At 52.3% G+C, this 16,960-nt stretch carries 22 protein-coding genes and 1 pseudogene; 11 read left to right on the forward strand and 12 right to left on the reverse strand.

Annotation, left to right across the window (positions count from 1 at the left end):
* Positions 1-139 (reverse strand): annotated as a pseudogene (locus tag JJU14_RS12465) (DNA helicase); the annotation flags it as partial.
* Complete coding sequence (locus JJU14_RS12470) at positions 136-1,818, reverse strand: carbon starvation protein A (protein WP_228614017.1); 1,683 nt, start codon at positions 1,816-1,818, stop codon at positions 136-138. The pseudogene JJU14_RS12465 and the gene JJU14_RS12470, both read right to left, overlap by 4 nt.
* Before the next feature lie 181 nt (positions 1,819-1,999).
* Between JJU14_RS12470 and JJU14_RS12475 the strand changes: the two genes are divergently transcribed.
* The 3 genes from JJU14_RS12475 (at position 2,000) to JJU14_RS12485 (ending at position 3,526) form a co-directional block, all read left to right on the forward strand.
* Positions 2,000-2,680 carry a glutathione S-transferase N-terminal domain-containing protein gene (locus JJU14_RS12475; protein WP_228614018.1) on the forward strand — a complete coding sequence of 227 codons (681 nt, stop codon included), beginning with the start codon at positions 2,000-2,002 and terminating at the stop codon, positions 2,678-2,680.
* A 43-nt stretch (positions 2,681-2,723) separates the two neighbouring features.
* Positions 2,724-3,062, forward strand: a complete 339-nt coding sequence (locus JJU14_RS12480; protein WP_228614019.1) for a YajD family HNH nuclease — start codon at positions 2,724-2,726, stop codon at positions 3,060-3,062.
* A gap of 215 nt (positions 3,063-3,277) precedes the next feature.
* A complete protein-coding gene (locus JJU14_RS12485) occupies positions 3,278-3,526 on the forward strand; it encodes a DUF3297 family protein (RefSeq protein WP_228614020.1) in 249 nt (82 codons plus the stop codon).
* 73 nt (positions 3,527-3,599) lie between these two features.
* On the opposite strand, the gene JJU14_RS12490 is transcribed toward JJU14_RS12485, so the two are convergent.
* From JJU14_RS12490 to JJU14_RS12500, 3 genes are all read right to left on the reverse strand, one after another.
* Positions 3,600-4,004, reverse strand: coding sequence for a GFA family protein (locus JJU14_RS12490; protein WP_228614021.1), 405 nt, complete (start codon positions 4,002-4,004; stop codon positions 3,600-3,602).
* Positions 4,005-4,127: 123 nt separating this feature from the next.
* Positions 4,128-4,766, reverse strand: coding sequence for an NAD(P)H-dependent oxidoreductase (locus JJU14_RS12495; RefSeq protein ID WP_228614022.1), 639 nt, complete (start codon positions 4,764-4,766; stop codon positions 4,128-4,130).
* Positions 4,763-5,200: a VOC family protein gene (locus tag JJU14_RS12500; protein WP_228614023.1), complete on the reverse strand. Its 438-nt coding sequence runs from the start codon at positions 5,198-5,200 to the stop codon at positions 4,763-4,765. The genes JJU14_RS12495 and JJU14_RS12500 overlap by 4 nt, the downstream gene beginning before the upstream one ends.
* A gap of 103 nt (positions 5,201-5,303) precedes the next feature.
* Here JJU14_RS12500 and soxR point away from each other — a divergent pair, with 103 nt between their 5' ends.
* Positions 5,304-5,783 (forward strand): redox-sensitive transcriptional activator SoxR, encoded by a 480-nt coding sequence (gene soxR / locus JJU14_RS12505; RefSeq protein ID WP_300976233.1) that lies wholly within the window; start codon positions 5,304-5,306, stop codon positions 5,781-5,783.
* 40 nt (positions 5,784-5,823) lie between these two features.
* The gene (locus tag JJU14_RS12510) at positions 5,824-6,207 is read left to right on the forward strand and encodes an MmcQ/YjbR family DNA-binding protein (protein ID WP_228614025.1); all 384 of its coding nucleotides are present in this window, start codon (positions 5,824-5,826) and stop codon (positions 6,205-6,207) included.
* Here the strand turns inward: JJU14_RS12510 and JJU14_RS12515 are convergent.
* Together JJU14_RS12515 and JJU14_RS12520 are read right to left on the reverse strand one after the other, a co-directional pair.
* The gene (locus tag JJU14_RS12515; RefSeq protein WP_228614026.1) at positions 6,183-7,067 is read right to left on the reverse strand and encodes an amidohydrolase family protein; all 885 of its coding nucleotides are present in this window, start codon (positions 7,065-7,067) and stop codon (positions 6,183-6,185) included. The two genes, JJU14_RS12510 and JJU14_RS12515, sit on opposite strands and share 25 nt — an antisense overlap.
* 8 nt (positions 7,068-7,075) lie before the next feature.
* Positions 7,076-7,819 (reverse strand): SDR family oxidoreductase, encoded by a 744-nt coding sequence (locus JJU14_RS12520; RefSeq protein WP_228614027.1) that lies wholly within the window; start codon positions 7,817-7,819, stop codon positions 7,076-7,078.
* A gap of 144 nt (positions 7,820-7,963) precedes the next feature.
* On the opposite strand from JJU14_RS12520, the gene bcp reads away from it, so the two are divergent.
* A complete protein-coding gene (bcp, locus tag JJU14_RS12525) occupies positions 7,964-8,428 on the forward strand; it encodes a thioredoxin-dependent thiol peroxidase (protein WP_228614028.1) in 465 nt (154 codons plus the stop codon).
* A 100-nt stretch (positions 8,429-8,528) separates the two neighbouring features.
* Positions 8,529-9,641, forward strand: a complete 1,113-nt coding sequence (locus tag JJU14_RS12530) for a PQQ-dependent sugar dehydrogenase (RefSeq protein ID WP_228614029.1) — start codon at positions 8,529-8,531, stop codon at positions 9,639-9,641.
* Positions 9,642-9,708: 67 nt separating this feature from the next.
* Here JJU14_RS12530 and JJU14_RS12535 read toward each other — a convergent pair whose 3' ends face one another.
* Positions 9,709-10,782 carry an AI-2E family transporter gene (locus JJU14_RS12535; RefSeq protein ID WP_228614030.1) on the reverse strand — a complete coding sequence of 358 codons (1,074 nt, stop codon included), beginning with the start codon at positions 10,780-10,782 and terminating at the stop codon, positions 9,709-9,711.
* Positions 10,783-11,007: 225 nt separating this feature from the next.
* Here JJU14_RS12535 and JJU14_RS12540 point away from each other — a divergent pair, with 225 nt between their 5' ends.
* From JJU14_RS12540 to JJU14_RS12555, 4 genes are all read left to right on the forward strand, one after another.
* Positions 11,008-12,447: a M48 family metalloprotease gene (locus JJU14_RS12540; protein WP_228614031.1), complete on the forward strand. Its 1,440-nt coding sequence runs from the start codon at positions 11,008-11,010 to the stop codon at positions 12,445-12,447.
* Positions 12,448-12,530: 83 nt separating this feature from the next.
* A complete protein-coding gene (arsC, locus tag JJU14_RS12545) occupies positions 12,531-12,878 on the forward strand; it encodes an arsenate reductase (glutaredoxin) (protein WP_228614032.1) in 348 nt (115 codons plus the stop codon).
* Positions 12,875-13,456 carry an NAD(P)H:quinone oxidoreductase gene (gene wrbA / locus JJU14_RS12550; RefSeq protein WP_228614033.1) on the forward strand — a complete coding sequence of 194 codons (582 nt, stop codon included), beginning with the start codon at positions 12,875-12,877 and terminating at the stop codon, positions 13,454-13,456. The genes arsC and wrbA overlap by 4 nt, the downstream gene beginning before the upstream one ends.
* Entirely contained in the window at positions 13,457-13,897 is a 441-nt protein-coding gene (locus JJU14_RS12555; protein WP_228614034.1) for a DUF2069 domain-containing protein, read from the forward strand.
* Between the two features lie 6 nt (positions 13,898-13,903).
* Here the strand turns inward: JJU14_RS12555 and JJU14_RS12560 are convergent, their stop codons facing one another.
* The 4 genes from JJU14_RS12560 to JJU14_RS12575 all read right to left on the reverse strand — a co-directional run bounded on the left by JJU14_RS12560 (position 13,904) and on the right by JJU14_RS12575 (position 16,741).
* Positions 13,904-14,350, reverse strand: a complete 447-nt coding sequence (locus tag JJU14_RS12560; RefSeq protein WP_228614035.1) for a hypothetical protein — start codon at positions 14,348-14,350, stop codon at positions 13,904-13,906.
* Positions 14,351-14,391: 41 nt separating this feature from the next.
* A complete protein-coding gene (locus tag JJU14_RS12565) occupies positions 14,392-14,886 on the reverse strand; it encodes a GNAT family N-acetyltransferase (RefSeq protein ID WP_228614036.1) in 495 nt (164 codons plus the stop codon).
* A gap of 176 nt (positions 14,887-15,062) precedes the next feature.
* Positions 15,063-15,989 (reverse strand): FAD-binding protein, encoded by a 927-nt coding sequence (locus tag JJU14_RS12570; RefSeq protein WP_228614037.1) that lies wholly within the window; start codon positions 15,987-15,989, stop codon positions 15,063-15,065.
* Positions 15,986-16,741, reverse strand: a complete 756-nt coding sequence (locus tag JJU14_RS12575; protein ID WP_228614038.1) for an electron transfer flavoprotein subunit beta/FixA family protein — start codon at positions 16,739-16,741, stop codon at positions 15,986-15,988. The genes JJU14_RS12570 and JJU14_RS12575 overlap by 4 nt, the downstream gene beginning before the upstream one ends.
* Between the last annotated feature and the right edge of the window lie 219 nt (positions 16,742-16,960).

The following is a 16,960-nucleotide window of genomic DNA, read 5'->3' on the forward strand; positions in this document are numbered from 1 at the left end:
CCGAGAATACCAGCAGCATAAAAAGATCGTCCTGCTCGCGCTGCGCCCGGGCAATGGCCGAGCGATACGGCGCGTTGTAGGCCTCTTCGGCATAAAAGCTAGCCTGGCGAAACCAGGCTTTAATTGCATCCAGTTTCATGGCTCGGGTACCACCGCTTTGTTGGCTTTGATTTGTTTGGTTAACGCCGAGCTGGCTTCGAGGATCACCAGGATAGCCGCGGCCAGGATCACCAGGTCCAGCGTAAACAGGAACCAGTCGCCTTTGTTGTAAAAGCTTTTTAGCTGGATCAACAGCCCCAGGGTGGTCATGCAGAGTAAAAACAACAATGGCGCCAGGGTATACCACATCGGCCGCCCCAACTTCACCAGCATCACCGTAATCACCAGCAGGGTTAAGCCAGCCAGCAACTGGTTGGTGGTGCCAAAGAGTGGCCAAATCAGCATGCCACCGGCGCCATCCCCACCGGCACCAAAGGCCAGCAACAAACAACAGCCCACCGCCAGCAAGGTGGCCGGCAGTGTTTTTTGCATCCAGCCGATGCGGTAAATACTGCCCCACTCCTGGAAAATATAGCGCTGTAAACGTAGGCCGGTATCCATGGTGGTACCGGCAAAGAGCACCACCATCACGGTAAGCAGCGTCTGCGCCATCACGGTATCCAGCCCCAGTCCCTGCTCCAGAATATTGGCACCGCCCCGGGTAAAGGCGGCCACACCGCCCTGGCCAAAGTTGTGGTAAATGGCTTGCCAGTCTGCCAGAGTCGCAAAACCGGCACTGACAGCAATAATGGCCGCCAGCGCCAGCGCCCCTTCTCCGACAGCACCAAAGTAACCGACAAAGCGTAAGTCCGGCTCTTTATCCAGTTGCTTGGAGGTAGTACCGCTGGCCACTAGGCCATGAAAGCCGGAAATCGCCCCACAGGCGATGGTGACAAACAGCAAAGGAATAAGCGACGGGGTACCTTCCGGTACGTCCGTATTAAAAGCTGGTGCAACTACATCCGGGCTGGCAATCAGCACAGCGCCATACAATAAGCCCAATCCGATAAAGAGCTGGATGCCGTTGATGTAATCACGCGGCTGCAATAAGGCCCAGACCGGCAATAAAGAGGCAATGGCAGCGTAGACAAACAACAGCACTATCCAGCTTTGCCGATCCGATAAACCCAGCATGGTTTCTGATGGTAAGGAAAATGGCAGCATGGGCCCAAGGTAGATCATGCCGTAGAGTGCAGTCACCCCCAGTATGGTCACCATCAGCAGGCCTATCACTTTGCGGTAAATGAGCTGGCCAATAATCAGCGCTACCACAATAGCGCCCCACACCGGTAAGGTGGCGCTGGGGAAATTAATCAGCTGGTTGGCAATCACCACGGCAAAGACGGCATTGACCATCAGTAGCACCAGGAAAATCACAATCATAAAAATACTGCGGGCACGGTTGCCGACAATATCGCCGGTTAAAGCGCCGATGGAGCGGGCTTTGTTGCGGCTGCTGGCCCAGATGGCACCGGCATCATGCACCCCGGCAAAGAAAATAGTGCCAAACACTACCCAAAGAAAAGCAGGCACCCAGCCCCAGATCACGGCGATGGCCGGGCCCAGGATCGGCGCAGCCCCGGCCACCGAGGTAAAGTGATGGCCCCACAGAATGTATTTGTTGGTCGGCACATAATCCACCCCGTCCTGCAGCTCGTGCGCCGGGGTACGAAAGTTAGGGTCGACCTGAAAGATCTTTTCGCAAATAAACTTCGAGTAAATGAAATAGCCCAGCGCCATAGCACCCAGCCCCATCAGCATTAAAAACACCGCGTTCATGCAACCACCTCTTGTTTCAGGGCGTTAAGTTTCACCAAGCATGATACAGCAGCCTGAAGATGGCAAGTAGTCGACTAAGGGCGAATGATTCAGCAGTTGCTTATTTGATTAAACCTCACTCCATGCTTGAAGCCCTTCTCCAGGCAGCGTAATCTCATGATCCTTTTGCAAGGAGATGCCTGTGTATCAATTGTTTATCGCTAATAAAAACTACTCATCCTGGTCACTGCGGCCCTGGTTACTGCTGAAGCAACTCAATATCCCATTCAACGAGCAACTGCAGCAGTTTCAGGTCGACAACTATGCCAACTTCCGTAGCTTTTCTCCGACCGGAAAAGTACCTTGCCTGCATGATGGCGATACCCAGGTGTGGGAATCACTGGCGATCGTCGAATACCTGGCCGAGCGCCACCAAGGTGTCTGGCCAGCGGATGCGACCGCACGCAACTATGCCCGTTGTGCTGCCAGCGAAATGCACGCAGGTTTTACCACGTTACGCACTGTGTGCACGATGAACTGTGGCGTAAGGGCACAACTGCATAACCCACCAGCGGTCCTGGCACAAGAGCTGACACGGCTGGATGAGCTATGGCAGCAAGGGTTAGCGCAATTTGGCGGGCCCTTTTTGGCTGGCAAGGAATTTACTGCGGTGGATGCGTTTTTTGCGCCGGTGGCGTTTCGGGTGCAAACCTATGATCTTATGCTAAGCAACAAGGCTCTGAGCTATGTTAAGCAGCTACTGGCGCTACCAGCGATGCAGTCCTGGTACCAGGCAGCCTTGCAGGAAAGCTGGCGTGAGCCAAGCCATGAAGCGGAAATTGGTTTGTATGGCACAGTGCGCATTGACTACCGGCAGTGCTAAACTATAAACGAGCATGACGATACACCATAGTGGGTAACACATTATGAGCAAAAGCAGCGGCGGCGCTCAAAGCTATCAGCAACAAGAACAAGACTATCGTGACAAGGCATTAAAAATGTACCCTTGGATCTGTGGCCGTTGCGGGCGCGAATTTGTCTATTCCAATTTGCGTGAGCTCACGGTGCATCATATCGATCACAACCACAGCAATAACCCCAGTGACGGCAGCAACTGGGAATTGCTGTGCATTTATTGCCACGACAATGAACACAATAAATTCCACGAATTTGTGCTGTATGGCGGCCCTACCGAGCCAAAGATCGCGCCAGCGACCCATAACCCTTTTGCTGATTTAAAAGCCTTGCTGAATAAACCCAAGTAATTGCGACTCTGGCGCTATCAAGCCGCATCTATGCACTTTAGCCGCTCAGTAGCATGATGCAACACCGGCCAGTATGCACTCAGCCTGTCTGGTCTTGGCTCATCGTTATCATCGGTTTTGCAGGCTCATTTTGCACTGTTTGTATCAGTAGCTCTTGAGCAGCATGTCCGATTTACCTACAATGGCGCACTTCCACTTTGTAACAGAGCCAAGCCATGTCAGATACCTCAGCACGCCCGGAATTACCCGATTGCCTTTCCGTTAACCCACGCAGCCCGCATTATGTGAAAGAAATATTCGAGCACGATATTGGCATCCGCTTAAACGGTAAAGAGCGTTTTGATGTGGAAGAGTACTGCATCAGCGAAGGCTGGGTGAAAGTTGCCGCCGGCAAAGCCGTTGACCGCCGTGGCCAGCCGCTGCTGATGAAAGTAAAAGGCAAGGTTGAAGCCTTTTATCGTTAAACACCAGATTCAGCAAACTACCCCGTCAACACGCCCCCTGCCATCAGTCGAGCCAGCTTGGCTCGACTGATCATCAACGCCCTGGCTCGTGGCCATCGTAGCGCGGTAATTCGTCATCCAAATCATCCCAATTGGCGCGGGAGGAAACAAAGTTGTGCGAGCCGGGCCGCTCAGTAATATCCGAGTCCAGAATACCCAGCCGAAGCCGCACTTTGTCGGGTACCTGATCGTTTCTGCTGTAGATGGGCGATGCACAAATGCCGCAAAAATGGCGTCTTTTCCCTGGTGAGGTTTCATAATAGCGAATATGCGCTTGCCCGCTGTGAATCACTAGATCCTTGGTCGCGACAAAGCCATTGGTGGCATAAGCGGTGCCGCTGTTTTTGCGGCACTTGCTGCAATGGCAATGAATAATGGACTCAATAGGCCCCAGTATTTCTAAGGTGACTTCCCCGCACAAACAACTTCCCTGGTACATCACGCTCTCCTTTTCACAGCCGCCTATCAGGCGGTTGAGCGATTAATTGCTGATAAGATAATCACAACCCGCCAATTCTGGTATGGGTTCCGGATACTCTACTGGCTGGAAACCAAGGCCAGCTTACAAGCCACCACGATGAAAGGCGTACCATACTGGATCCTTGCATAAAACACGAGCGTTACCATTGAGTTTACCCGGTGTTACTGAAAGCGCAGCGAGCCGCGCAACGCGCTGACCTAAATAGTGGGCTGTGAGCAGATCGGTTTTATGCACAATACCATCGGCAGAGTGGGCAATCAGGCCTGATTGGGCGCCAAGTCGGTTACGTTTTGCCGGGTCATAGTTTCCCGGAATATCCAAGCCAGCCCACAGCATGCCATGCTGGCCCGCGAATACTTGCAGGTACTGGATGGTATTGAGCTGATCACCACTCAGATTTCCACCTATGGTAAAACCAGCCGCAATCTTATTAGCCCAAGCTTGCTCGGCCCACAGCTCGCCGGTTGCATCGGCAAAAGCCTTAAACTGGGCGGATACACAGCCCATATAAGTAGGCGAGCCAAAGACAATGGCATCTGCACCGCTTAATTGTTGCAGCAGCGTGCTGTTCTGAAACCGCCCGTCAACGATATCACTACCTACAATTTCTGCCATAAGCACATCAGTACCCCGCTCTGTCGCTGCCCCTGCCGCAACAGCCTGTGCCAACTGCCGGGTAGTACCCGAAACAGAGTGAAAAACAACAGCCAGCTTCATCACAGCACCTCCTCTGACTTATCCCGGTTTAAATTGCGTTCAGCCGGGATATCACTCAGGTACTGCACAAACTCCACTTCAAAACCGGCCGGATCGATAAAATAGGCGTTTTTGCGAAATGGCTCCTCGGCACCTGGGGAGTCGATGGGAAAACCAGCCTGCTCAAGGCGCTTAATTACCGCGGCCAGATTGTTGGTGACATAAGCGAAATGCGCCAGGCCAACGCTGTGCCCGGTTAGGTCACGGTTGCTCCCCTCCCCATGATCGCTCAGTACCAGATAGTGGTAATCATCGCCAAAATGCAACCAGTTGCATGGCTTGCCATACCATTCGCCACGACCTTGATCGCGAATGCGCCAGTGCGGGAAGGCGGCGCGGTAAAATTTCAGCATGGCTTCAATATCAGTCACTACCAGATTTACGTGTTCTAAGTGCATAAAAAGTCTCCTTGCATTACGTCAGGCAACAGGTTAAAACCTCAACAATGGTTGAGGTAAAGCTTTTTTTGCACAAAATTGCGATGACATGCAGGAGCAAGGGATGACAGAGGCGATCTTAAGTGTTGGCTTGGTGGCAAAACGTTGTGGGGTAAAAGTCAGCACCCTGCACTTTTACGAGAAACAGGGGCTGATCCGTAGCTGGCGTAATGCTGGCAATCAGCGCCGCTACAAACCTGAGGTGTTGCGGCGGATTTCGGTGATTAAAGCCGCCCAGCGTGTAGGCGTAAGCCTGGAAGAAATCAAACAGGCTTTTCAATCGTTACCACATAGCCGCACCCCCACCGTTGCCGACTGGCAGCGGCTTTCAAAAAACTGGCAGCACATGCTTGATGGTCGCATAGCTTACTTGCAAACACTGCGCGATAACCTTATCGGCTGCATTGGTTGCGGCTGCCTCAGCATGAGTTCCTGCCCGCTCCATAATCCGGACGATACCCTGGGGGCATCTGGCAGCGGCCCGGTGATACTGGAGCAAGCAGAGCAAGACGCTGCAGTGTACGGTTTGAAAAAAAATCGCTAAGCTAGCTATATAACCTGTTCAGCCAAAAGCCTGTAAAGCCATGACCTACGACGAATTCAACCAATTCTGCGGCGCTTTGCCAGCAACCACCTATGTGATGCAGTGGGGCAATTCCCATGTCTGGAAAGTGGCTGGTAAGGTATTTGCCATTGGCGGTTGGAGTAAGGACCAGCAACCCGCCTATACCTTTAAAACCTCGGATCTAAACTATGAATTCCTCTGCCATAAGGATGGGTATATTCCGGCGCCCTACTTTGCCAATCGCGGTATGAAGTGGATTCAGCAAACAGAGACATCGGGCGTTTTGGATGAAGAGTTGCAGTATTATCTGTCGGAGTCGTACCGTTTGGTGGTGCTTGGCTTAAGTAAGTCGAAACGCGAAGCCCTGGGTTTAACCGATCAGCCTTTAGCATCAAATTCATAGCAGCGGCTGGCGCTGTACAGGCTTAGCTGCTGCCAATCGGCTGCACTTAGCTCAAGCGCCTGGCACTGGTCAAAGTAGCGCTGCCACAGCTGCTGATAACTACCTTGCCATAAACAGAGCGGGAAATTACTAGCTAGCATCAAGCGCTCTGTTGGCAAGTGCTCTAGCGCTGCAGTCAACACTCGTTGGAACCAGGCGCTATCAAACGAACTTTCCTCCCCGGCTTGCAGCATTTCCCAACCAGACAGCTTCATCGCTATGTTGGGGTATGCGCCAAGCTCGTTGAGCGCCTGTCGCCAGCCACTGAAGCGTTCAGGTGTGACTAACCCCGCATGATTCAGTACCAGACGCAGCTGCGGAAAAAGCTCAGCCAGTTGAGTGATCCGTGCCAGGTTTTTCGGATTGGCCACATTGCACTGCACCTCCATCAGCAGTTGCTGCTCGCACAGCCAGCCTGCGATGATGTTTAGTTCAGGCCGGTGCAGCACCTGTTCGTCGTTGCCTTCAAAGATATGGCGTACGCCGACGGGTTGATAAGGTAGTAACGCCTGCAACTGGCTTTCTACCTGGCCAAGCCCCGCTGCACAATCCAGAAATGCCACGCTTTTATAGGTGCATGGCCAGTTTTGCTTGTGTAACCAGGCCAGCTCTTGTTCCGGCTGCTGATTGTTAAAGCCCGCCTCAATATGCACGGCGCCAAGCAAACGAAAGGGTGATTGCAGCGCTAACTTAGCCGGCAAATAATCCTGCTGCAGCATGGCTTTGCCATGCCAATACGGTGGCATGTGTGGGCGCAGCCACTGGTAATGGCCAGCGCTTAGTTGCCAGACATGCAGATGAGGATCGATGATGTCGATCATAGACTCACTCATTGCGCCGTATAGCCGCCGTCTATCAACTGCAAGCTGCCGGTAATAAAAGCCGCCTCCGGGCTGGCCAGAAAAGCCACCAGCGCCGCGACCTCCTCAGGTTTGCCCAAGCGTCCGAGTGGCTGTTCAGCCGCTTCTTCAGCATGCACCTCGCCGGCATCGCGGCCGCTGCTGGCGCAATAGCGGGTAATGGCCTGCTGGTACAATGGGGTATCGATGGTACCGGGACAGACAGCATTGCAACGGATATGAAAAGCCGCATAATCCAGCGCTGTAGTGCGTGCCATCGAAGCCAGCGCGGCCTTAGTCAGGTTGTAGACAAAAGAGTTGCGCTTGCCTATCAGTGCCTGATCCGATGCCATCAACAGGATCACACCATCACGCTGCTGTTTCATCGCCGGCAAAACCGCCTGCACCGCGGCAAAAGCCCCTTTGACATTGAGTGCAAACAGCTCATCCAGCATCGTCTCTGTGGTGTGTTCAATATCGGCCGACAGATGGCGACCTGCATTGGATACCAGCACATCGATACGGCCATACTCGGCCAATACCCGGGCAATAGCTTGCTGTACCTCACTGACCTTGCTGACATCGCAAGACAGGTAGACACCCGCTAGGCCAGGCTGAATATCCAGATTGATCACCTGATAGCCTTGCTGAAGCAATTTTTCGACCACAGCCGACCCGATACCGGTGCTGCCACCGGTGACCACCGCTACTGGCACTAACCCTTTATTTTGCATACGTAAAGACTCCGCAGGCACCATAGCCTGATCCAATCACTGAAACTCGTTGTATCATAACAGCTTTCGTCTGTAGCAGCTTGAGACTTCCTCTCAGGCTGTTACACTCAGACGTATTTATCAGTCGCAACTCAAGGATATTCTATGCAAACCCTAACTGCCGGACAAACCGCTCCTGATTTTACGCTGCAAGACCAGAATGGCCACAATGTCAGCCTGGCAGATTTTCGTGGTAAGAAAGTGCTGATGTATTTTTACCCCCGCGCCTCAACCCCAGGCTGTACCGTGCAAGCTTGTGGTTTACGCGATAGTAAAGCTGAACTCGAGAAGCTCGGTGTCGTGGTGCTGGGTTTAAGTCCGGATACACCGAAAAAACTACTGAACTTTGCCAGTAAGCAGGAGCTTAATTTCACCTTGCTGGCGGATGAAGATCACAGTGTGGCTGATGCTTTTGGTGTCTGGGGCCCGAAAAAGTTTATGGGACGGGTAAGTGATGGCATTCACCGCACCAGCTTCCTGATTGATGAGCAAGGCACCATTGCCCATGTCTTCGATACCTTCAAAACCAAAGATCATCACCAAGTGGTGCTGGATTATCTGACGCAATAAGTCATTTGCCCTGCCTGCTCTTGCTTTGGTCGGATACAGCATGCAAGAACCAGCGCTTTGTGCATACTTATCAGCACACTCTTATTTTTACGGAGGTTTTATGCATTCTATTCAGAAACTCTCTTTTTCTGTAGCTGCTCTGTTGTTAGCTACCACCGCTCAGGCTCAGACCATTGAAACTGAGCATGGTCCAGTACAAATGAATACCATAGCAGAAGGGCTGCAACACCCCTGGGGCATGACTTTTCTGCCGGATGGCCGCATGCTGGTGACGGAGCGAACCGCCAACCTGCGCTACGTGGATATGGATGGCACCATCAGTGAACCCATAGCTGGCCTGCCAGATATTCTGGTCGATGGTCAGGGCGGCTTGCTGGATGTTGCACTGCATCCGGAATTTGCCAGCAACCAATGGGTTTACATCAGCTACAACGAGCCCACGCCGGAGGGCAGCAGCACAGCCGTTGCCCGGGCCCGTTTAAATGGCCAGCAACTGGAGCAACTGGAAGTTATTTTCAGTGCTCAACCCAAGATGCGCAGCCGTCATCACTTTGGTAGCCGGCTGGTATTTACCGATGATGGCTACCTCTTTGTCACGCTGGGAGACCGAGGTTCACGCCGACATGATGCGCAAACCCTGGATACCCACCACGGCAAAGTGGTTCGTCTTTACCCGGACGGCACTATTCCACAAAGCAACCCTTTCGTAGGTCGTGAAGGACTGGATGAAATCTGGTCCTTTGGTCACCGCAATATTCAGGGCGCCGACTTGCATCCACAAACCCGTGAGCTCTGGACGCATGAGCATGGCCCTCAAGGCGGCGATGAGCTGAACTTAACCGAGGCCGCGAAAAACTATGGCTGGCCGGTTATCACCTATGGTGAAGAGTATGGTGGTGGTCATATAGGCCCAACCGAAAAAGAAGGCATGGAGCAGCCGGTGCATCAGTGGACGCCATCCATTGCTCCAAGCGGCATGGTGTTTTACACCGGTGATCTATTCAGTAACTGGCAAGGCAATGCTCTGGTGGGTGCCCTGCGTTATCAGTTAATTGCACGCTTGGTGATGGATGGCAACGAAGTGACGCACGAAGAGCGTATTGATATTGGTATGCGGGTGCGGGATGTCCGTCAGGGACCGGATGGCGCTGTTTATCTGCTCACCGACGAGCCCAATGGCAAGGTGCTGCAGCTAAAACCAGCCAGCAACTAACCTCTGCTGGTTTTGAACAAACAAAGGGCTGCCAGGCAGCCCTTTTTAATGCCGGTTCATCACTCGGCTACTCCGCCGCTTCCATCGCGGGTTGCACCCGGGTTGACCAGGCATTGATGGTCGCTTTAACCAGAGACGCCAACGGAATGGCAAAGAAAATCCCCCAGAAGCCAAACATGCCACCAAAGAACAACACAGCGACAATGATATACACCGGGTGCAGGTCAATCACTTCAGAAAACAGCAAAGGCACTAACAGATTGCCATCCAGCGCCTGGATCACTGCATAGGCCAGCATCAGATAGCCAAATTGCGGGCTGAAGCCCCATTGAAACAAGGCTACCAGTGCAATCGGCAGGGTCACCACTGCCGCACCAATGTAAGGAATTAACACCGAGAAGCCTACCAACACCCCCAGCAACAAGGGGTAATTGAGGCCAAACAGCGCAAACACTGCATAGCTGACCGCACCAACAATCAGGATCTCCAAAATCTTACCGCGAATGTAGTTCATGATTTGAAAATTCATTTCCTGCCACACCTGGCCAATCAATTTGCGCTCGGTCGGCAATAAGGCAGCAAAGCGTTGTATCAACAACTCTTTGTCTTTTAGCATAAAAAACACCAGCAACGGTACCAGGATCAAGTAAATCATCAAGGCCACCAGATCGACAATCGAAGCCAGAGATAAGGACAACATATCACGGCCAAAAGCCATCAGCCGCTCATCCACCGACTGCATAAAAATATTCACCTGCTCAGCACTGATCACGCCCGGAAAGGCTTCCGGCAGTTCCAGCAGGTACTGCCTGCCCTGCTCTATCATCTGGGGCATATCGCGTAGCAGGGTACGGCCCTGATGCCAGAACAAGGGCATGGTCCACATCAGCACCATGGTACTGAGGCCAATAAAGGTAGACACTACCAGGCTGGTACTGATGGTGCGGGATAAACCCAGCTTTGTTAACCGGGCAACAGGCCATTCCAGCAAATAGGCAAAGGCGATGGCCACCAACAATGGGGCCAATATACGGCCCAGCCAGTAAATGGATAAAAAACCCAGCAACAGCATCAAAAAAAGCACCACAACCTGTGGATCAGAAAACTTGTGGTGATACCACTTTTTCAGCCAGGACAACATCGCATTTGGCTCCTTATCAACCAGTTCAGAGCAGAAGATACAGCAAAGCCCTGTATCTGTCAGATTTGTATGGTAGATTACCAGATATCCGTGACAAGATAATTGCTGATTTTGCGCTGAACTTCAAATCAGTTTAGCTGCCTAATGCTGCGATTGGCTGTCTCAACGATACGGGCTGTACTACCAATGATATTTGATTCCTGCCGCTTTCCCCCGCTGCTCAGCTTGCGTAAACAACTGCTCACCAGTTGTCTGCTCGTGCTGCTTAGCTGCATTCATATTAGCGCTTATGCCAATCCGAACCTACCGGACCTGGGCGGCAGCGGCTTTTCAACTTTGACACCGGAAAAAGAAAAAATTCTGGGTGATGTGCTGATGCGCCAGGCGAGAGGATCACTGCCGATGGCGTATGATCCTTTACTGGATGAATACATCAACGCACTTGGTAACCGACTGGTTGCCAATGCCAATGATGTGCGTTTTCCGTTTCGTTTCTACTGGATAGATGACCGCAATATCAACGCTTTTGCTACCTTGGGTGGCCACATTGCATCCCATACGGGTACTCTGGCGATTTCTGAAAGTGAGAGTGAGTTTGCTTCGGTTATAGCGCACGAAATTGCCCACGTCACTCAGCGGCATATAGCGCGTTTTGTCGAAGCGCAAAGCCAGCGCGCGCCCTTAACCCTGGCGGGGCTATTAGGTGCCATAGTATTGGCGACAGTAAACCCGGAAGCCGGCATGGCTGCGATGATGGCCACTCAAGGGGCCCAAGCTCAGGCATCCATAAATTTCACCCGCAGTAATGAACAGGAAGCTGACCGGATCGGCATGCAAATCTTATCCGATGCCGGCTTTGATCCCCATGCAGTGCCAGACTTTTTCCGCCGGCTCAGTGAGCGTAGCCGCTTTATGAACCAACAACTGGCATTTTTACAGACCCACCCATTGTCTCAGGCCAGGGTCACCGACACCCGTCTGAGAGCCGAGCGTTTCCCGAAGCGTTATGTACCTGACAGTCAAGATTATACCCTGGCTAAAGCCAGAATACTGGCCCGCTTTCAACATAAAAATGAAGATGTTGTCACCATCTTCAAGCAGCGGCTGCAACAACCAGGCGGCAACACAAGGGCTAACCAATATGGCTTGGCCATCGCCTATCTGGATGCCAAGCGCTACGCTGAAGCAGAAAAGCTCATTATGGAGCTGCTGGAAAAAGACGAATACAACCTGTATTACCTGGATGTGTATACCGACGTGCTGCTTGGCTTAAACCGTGCCACTGAAGCGCTGGAGATGCTGGAGCATCATTACCGGATCCGCCCGAACAACCAGGTGGTCACCCTCAATTATGCCAATGCCGCGATCAAAGCCGGTGGCAACCGGCTGGCCATTCATTTGCTGAAAAACATGCTGCACTACAAAGAAGACAATATTTTGGCCTATGATCTGATTGCCAAGGCTTACCAGAACCTGGAAGATTATGCCCGCTTTTACGAAGCGCGCTCTGACTTTTATTACCAGTTGGCAAACTACCCCAGGGCGATTGATGATTTGCAAGAAGCCTTGAATCACTTATCCAGCAGTGACAAGTTGGAGAACCGGCGTTTGGAAGCCAAACGGCGACAAATGCAAGCCGAATTTGATCGCTTGCGGCGTATGTAGAGTACTTTATACAGGGCTTGTCCAGCTTTGCGCTTGCGCCTTACTTTCTCTACAATAGCCGCATTTGCGAAAACGGAGCTATTATGCTTACCATTCTTCACAACCCACGCTGCTCAAAAAGCCGGCAAGCTCTTGAGCTATTGCAGCAGCACCAGGCTGAGCTGACCGTGATTGATTACCAGAAAACGCCTCTCAGTAAAGCCGAACTAGCCAGTGTGCTGGTTAAGCTTGGCATCCCTGCCCGTGCATTACTACGCAACAAAGAGGACGCCTACAAAGCGTTGCAGCTGGATAACCCTGCGCTGAGCGATGATGCACTGATCGAAGCTATGCTTAGCCATCCTAAGCTGATGGAGCGCCCCGTGGTGTTCGATAAAGATCGTGCTGTTATTGGCCGTCCGCCAGAGCAGGTACTGGAATTGCTGGCATGACGGTGAAAGTACTGATCTTGTACTACTCGAAGCACGGCTCGGTAACTAAGCTGGCCGAAAAAATTGCCATCGGTGTGCAACAGGCTGGTGCAGAGGCCATAGTGCGTTCAGTACAACCGCTGGATCCAGCTGAACAACCTGAGCACCCCGTAATAAGTGAACAGGAACTGATTGACTGCGACGCTCTCATTGTCGGCAGCCCAGTGCGTTTTGGTGTGATGGCCGCCCCGCTGAAAGCCTTTTGGGATCAAACCAGCCAGGCCTGGATCCGGGGCAGTCTGATTGATAAACCAGCCGGGGTATTTACCTCCTCTGGCAGTATGCATGGCGGCAATGAAAGCACCTTATTGGGCATGATGCTGCCCTTATTACACCACGGCATGGTACTGTGCGGCCTGCCATACAGCGAGCCGGCACTGAACCAAACCAATCAGGGCGGCACCCCATACGGCCCAAGCCACGTTAGTGGCATGACAGGTGATAAAGCCTTTAGCCGTGATGAACAAGCACTCTGTCTGGCGTTTGGCCAGCGCATCGCCCGGATCACGCAACAACTTCAAACAGGAGCATCGAGTTAAATGAATGCAGGTAAACCAGAGCAACTGGCAGACGACTCTGTGGCCATGGCGGAGAAAACCAAACAATTTCTGCTGATGGGGCGACTGGGTTATTTTGGCCTCTTTGCTTTAATACCACTGTGGTTGTTATGGCTGGCCCCACCAAGCCTGGGCAACCCTTACATCCTGCTGGTGATGCTGTGGCTGCCATTGTGGTTTCCCTTGCCGGGAATTTTAAAAGGTGAGCCCTACACCTTTGCCTGGGCTAATTTTATTGTGATGATCTACTTTGTGCACAGCCTGACCAATCTCTGGGTTGCCTCTGGGTTATACTTCTGGCTGTCGGTGCTGGAACTGCTGCTGGCCATACTGATGTTTTTTGGCTGCACCTACTATGCCCGCTTTCGTGGCCAGGAACTGGGTCGTAAGATCCCCCGCTTAAAAGACGATCCCAGGCCATAAACCAAGTTAGCGGCTGGCGTAGTCTTGTTCTTGCAGGGTACAGCTTTGCTGCTGGCAACTGGCCACAGGCTCTAAAAGAAGTTCACAGTTACTGACGGTGCCTAGCCGTTGATGCTGGCGCTGTCGTAACTGGCTGAACTGCTCACTGGTGTGCAGCAACATGGTTTCATCGGTGGTGAGCACCGAGTACGTCAAAAATTGCTCCGGACCACCGCATGGACGCACACCTTTGGCCAGCACTTTGCAATGCTTGTCCTGCTGGCAGCTTTTGTCTTCGGTCAGTTGATCCATTCGCCGCTCCAGCTGGCGCAGGTTTACCTGTAACTGAGCCAGCGAGCCGTCCAGCTCACTCAGCAGCGCCGCACGCTGCTGCTCTTCGTTTAACTGCACACAACCAGCCAATAGCGATGCCATCAGGGCTGCTGTTACCACTTGCCATCCACGCTGTACCATCCTCAACTCCTGTTGTGCCACCGACACCCCAGGAGAACGGATTATCGGTTGGTCATAATGCGTGCCATTTGCAGCACAGAGACATACTGGCCATACTGAAAGGCGTAATCGGTTAGTTCGGCTTCTACTTCAAAACCAAAACGTTCATACAAGGCAACAGCCGCCTCATTGCTGCTGTAAACCTGCAGTTCGAGCCGGCGTATTGCCAACCAATTGTCAGCCATTTCCAGGGCTGTGCGTAGCAATGCAGAGCCTATGCCCTGCCCCTGATATGGCTCGGACACTGCCATGCCGATATCAGCTGCATGCCGACGGCGCTGGTTCTGAAACTGCTGCAGCCCCAGCTGACCAACCACTTCACCATCCAACTCTGCCACCAGATTGTAAAAACCTGACTGGCGCTGACACAGCTGCTGCCAATGCTCGACTGCTTGCAATGGCAGCTGGAGGGTATTGGCGTACACGCTGGGCTGCTGATAAATTTGCTGCAAAGCTTTGGCATCAGCTTGCTCAGCGTGACGGATTATAACCGGCATGGGCACATCCTTCTGTAAAAAAATGTATCAGAGTATTAACACTTTAACGTTTAGCGTTCAGCCCGACAGGCAGCAAGGTATAAAAAGCGCAACAAGGCACCATGCAGCAGTCATTCAACATAGAATAATGAGGTATAGCGGCAGGTACAAGTGGATTTGTACCTGCCGAAACGAACTTAGAGTTGAGCTTCGAGCTCAGGGAGAACGGTAAAGAGATCAGCGACCAAGCCGTAATCCGCCACTTGGAAGATAGGCGCTTCAGCATCTTTATTGATGGCGACAATGACCTTGGAATCTTTCATGCCGGCCAGATGTTGGATGGCACCGGAAATCCCAACCGCGATGTATAAGTCTGGTGCCACGATTTTACCGGTTTGGCCCACTTGCATATCGTTCGGTACAAAGCCAGCATCGACAGCAGCCCTGGAGGCGCCAATAGCAGCCCCCAACTTGTCGGCAATGCCGTCCAACAATTTAAAGTTTTCACCATTTTGCATACCACGACCACCGGAGATCACCACCCTGGCAGCTGTGAGTTCTGGACGCTCAGACACTGTCAGTTCATCTTTTACAAAGGAAGAAACCGCCAGATCTTTCACCACATCAACAGCCTCAATGGTTGCCGCACCATCTTCGGCAACCGCATCAAAGGCTGAACTACGCACGGTAATAACCTTGACTGTATCGTCCGATTGCACCGTCGCAATGGCATTACCGGCATAAATAGGACGAACAAAGGTATCGGCTGACTCAACCGCAATGATATCGGAAATTTGCGCTACATCCAGCAAGGCTGCCACGCGCGGCAGGAAGTTCTTGCCGGTGGTGGTAGCAGCAGCCAGAATATGACTGTAGCCTGAAGCCAGTTCCAGCACCAAAGCAGCCAGATTTTCAGCCAGTTGATGCGCATAGGCTGGGTTATCGGCCACTAACACCTTACTGACACCGGTCAATTTTGCCGCTTGCTCAGCAACCACCTGACAACCTGCGCCAGCCACCAACACATGAATATCACCGCCCATTTGCTGCGCAGCCTGCACCGTTTTATGAGTTTCTGGCTTTAACAGTTGATTGTTATGCTCTGCAATAATCAGGATGCTCATTGGATCACCTTTGCTTCATTCTTTAATTTGTCTACCAGCTCCGCCACCGACTCAACAGTGATGCCACCTGTACGACCAGCCGGTGCTGCAACCTTCAGTACCTTGACCTTGGAAACCAGTTCCACGCCCAGTTCTTCCGCCGCGATCACATCCAGAGGTTTGCGCTTGGCTTTCATAATATTGGGTAAGGACGCATAGCGTGGCTCATTCAGGCGCAAATCGGTACTAACCACCGCCGGCAGGCTTAGCTCGACGGTTTGCAGACCACCATCCACTTCACGAGTCACCTGAACTTTATTATCTGCAGTCAGCTCGACTTTGGAGGCGAAGGTACCCTGTCCAATGCCTGCCAGTGCCGCCAACATCTGACCGGTCTGGTTGTTGTCAGAGTCAATCGCCTGCTTACCGATAACCACCAACCCAGGCTGCTCTTTATCCATCAGCTTGTGCAACAGCTTGGCAACTTGCAGTGAATCCAGCTCGATATCGGTTTCCAGGTGAATGGCGCGATCAGCTCCCAGTGCCAGGGCGGTACGCAGTTGCTCTTGCACGGCTTTGCTGCCAATAGAAACTACTACCACTTCGGTCGCCTTGCCCGCTTCTTTTAACCGCACAGCTTCTTCGACGGCAATTTCACAAAACGGATTCAGTGCCATTTTCACGTTGGTTAAATCCACACCAGTTTGGTCGGCTTTAACCCGCACTTTGACGTTGTAATCGATAACCCGTTTGACCGGCACTAATATTTTCATAGATTCCTCACATTACACAGGGGAAACAGCCAACTGCTACTGGCAGCTTGGTTGACGTGAAGGTAAACTTATCCAGCAGAACAGGCTCACAATCTACTTCCTGTTGACGTTAACGTCAACCTGCAATAGGCTTTACGGACGGTTTCGTACTGAATTCGCTGTAAATAATAACATCCACTACACTTGCAGACGAGTGGCAGGCGCAATGAAACCGGCGCG

Source organism: Alkalimonas sp., assembly GCF_020831925.1.
Classification (GTDB): domain Bacteria; phylum Pseudomonadota; class Gammaproteobacteria; order Enterobacterales; family Alteromonadaceae; genus Alkalimonas.

Coding starts and splice junctions, on each gene's coding strand:
- JJU14_RS12470 (WP_228614017.1), bottom strand. CDS start 1,818: ATGAACGCGGTGTTTTTAATGCTGATGGGGCTGGGTGCTATGGCGCTG.
- JJU14_RS12480 (WP_228614019.1), top strand. CDS start 2,724: ATGAGCAAAAGCAGCGGCGGCGCTCAAAGCTATCAGCAACAAGAACAA.
- JJU14_RS12485 (WP_228614020.1), top strand. CDS start 3,278: ATGTCAGATACCTCAGCACGCCCGGAATTACCCGATTGCCTTTCCGTT.
- JJU14_RS12490 (WP_228614021.1), bottom strand. CDS start 4,004: ATGTACCAGGGAAGTTGTTTGTGCGGGGAAGTCACCTTAGAAATACTG.
- JJU14_RS12500 (WP_228614023.1), bottom strand. CDS start 5,200: ATGCACTTAGAACACGTAAATCTGGTAGTGACTGATATTGAAGCCATG.
- soxR (WP_300976233.1), top strand. CDS start 5,304: ATGACAGAGGCGATCTTAAGTGTTGGCTTGGTGGCAAAACGTTGTGGG.
- JJU14_RS12510 (WP_228614025.1), top strand. CDS start 5,824: ATGACCTACGACGAATTCAACCAATTCTGCGGCGCTTTGCCAGCAACC.
- JJU14_RS12515 (WP_228614026.1), bottom strand. CDS start 7,067: ATGATCGACATCATCGATCCTCATCTGCATGTCTGGCAACTAAGCGCT.
- JJU14_RS12520 (WP_228614027.1), bottom strand. CDS start 7,819: ATGCAAAATAAAGGGTTAGTGCCAGTAGCGGTGGTCACCGGTGGCAGC.
- bcp (WP_228614028.1), top strand. CDS start 7,964: ATGCAAACCCTAACTGCCGGACAAACCGCTCCTGATTTTACGCTGCAA.
- JJU14_RS12530 (WP_228614029.1), top strand. CDS start 8,529: ATGCATTCTATTCAGAAACTCTCTTTTTCTGTAGCTGCTCTGTTGTTA.
- JJU14_RS12535 (WP_228614030.1), bottom strand. CDS start 10,782: ATGTTGTCCTGGCTGAAAAAGTGGTATCACCACAAGTTTTCTGATCCA.
- arsC (WP_228614032.1), top strand. CDS start 12,531: ATGCTTACCATTCTTCACAACCCACGCTGCTCAAAAAGCCGGCAAGCT.
- wrbA (WP_228614033.1), top strand. CDS start 12,875: ATGACGGTGAAAGTACTGATCTTGTACTACTCGAAGCACGGCTCGGTA.
- JJU14_RS12555 (WP_228614034.1), top strand. CDS start 13,457: ATGAATGCAGGTAAACCAGAGCAACTGGCAGACGACTCTGTGGCCATG.
- JJU14_RS12560 (WP_228614035.1), bottom strand. CDS start 14,350: ATGGTACAGCGTGGATGGCAAGTGGTAACAGCAGCCCTGATGGCATCG.
- JJU14_RS12565 (WP_228614036.1), bottom strand. CDS start 14,886: ATGCCGGTTATAATCCGTCACGCTGAGCAAGCTGATGCCAAAGCTTTG.
- JJU14_RS12570 (WP_228614037.1), bottom strand. CDS start 15,989: ATGAGCATCCTGATTATTGCAGAGCATAACAATCAACTGTTAAAGCCA.
- JJU14_RS12575 (WP_228614038.1), bottom strand. CDS start 16,741: ATGAAAATATTAGTGCCGGTCAAACGGGTTATCGATTACAACGTCAAA.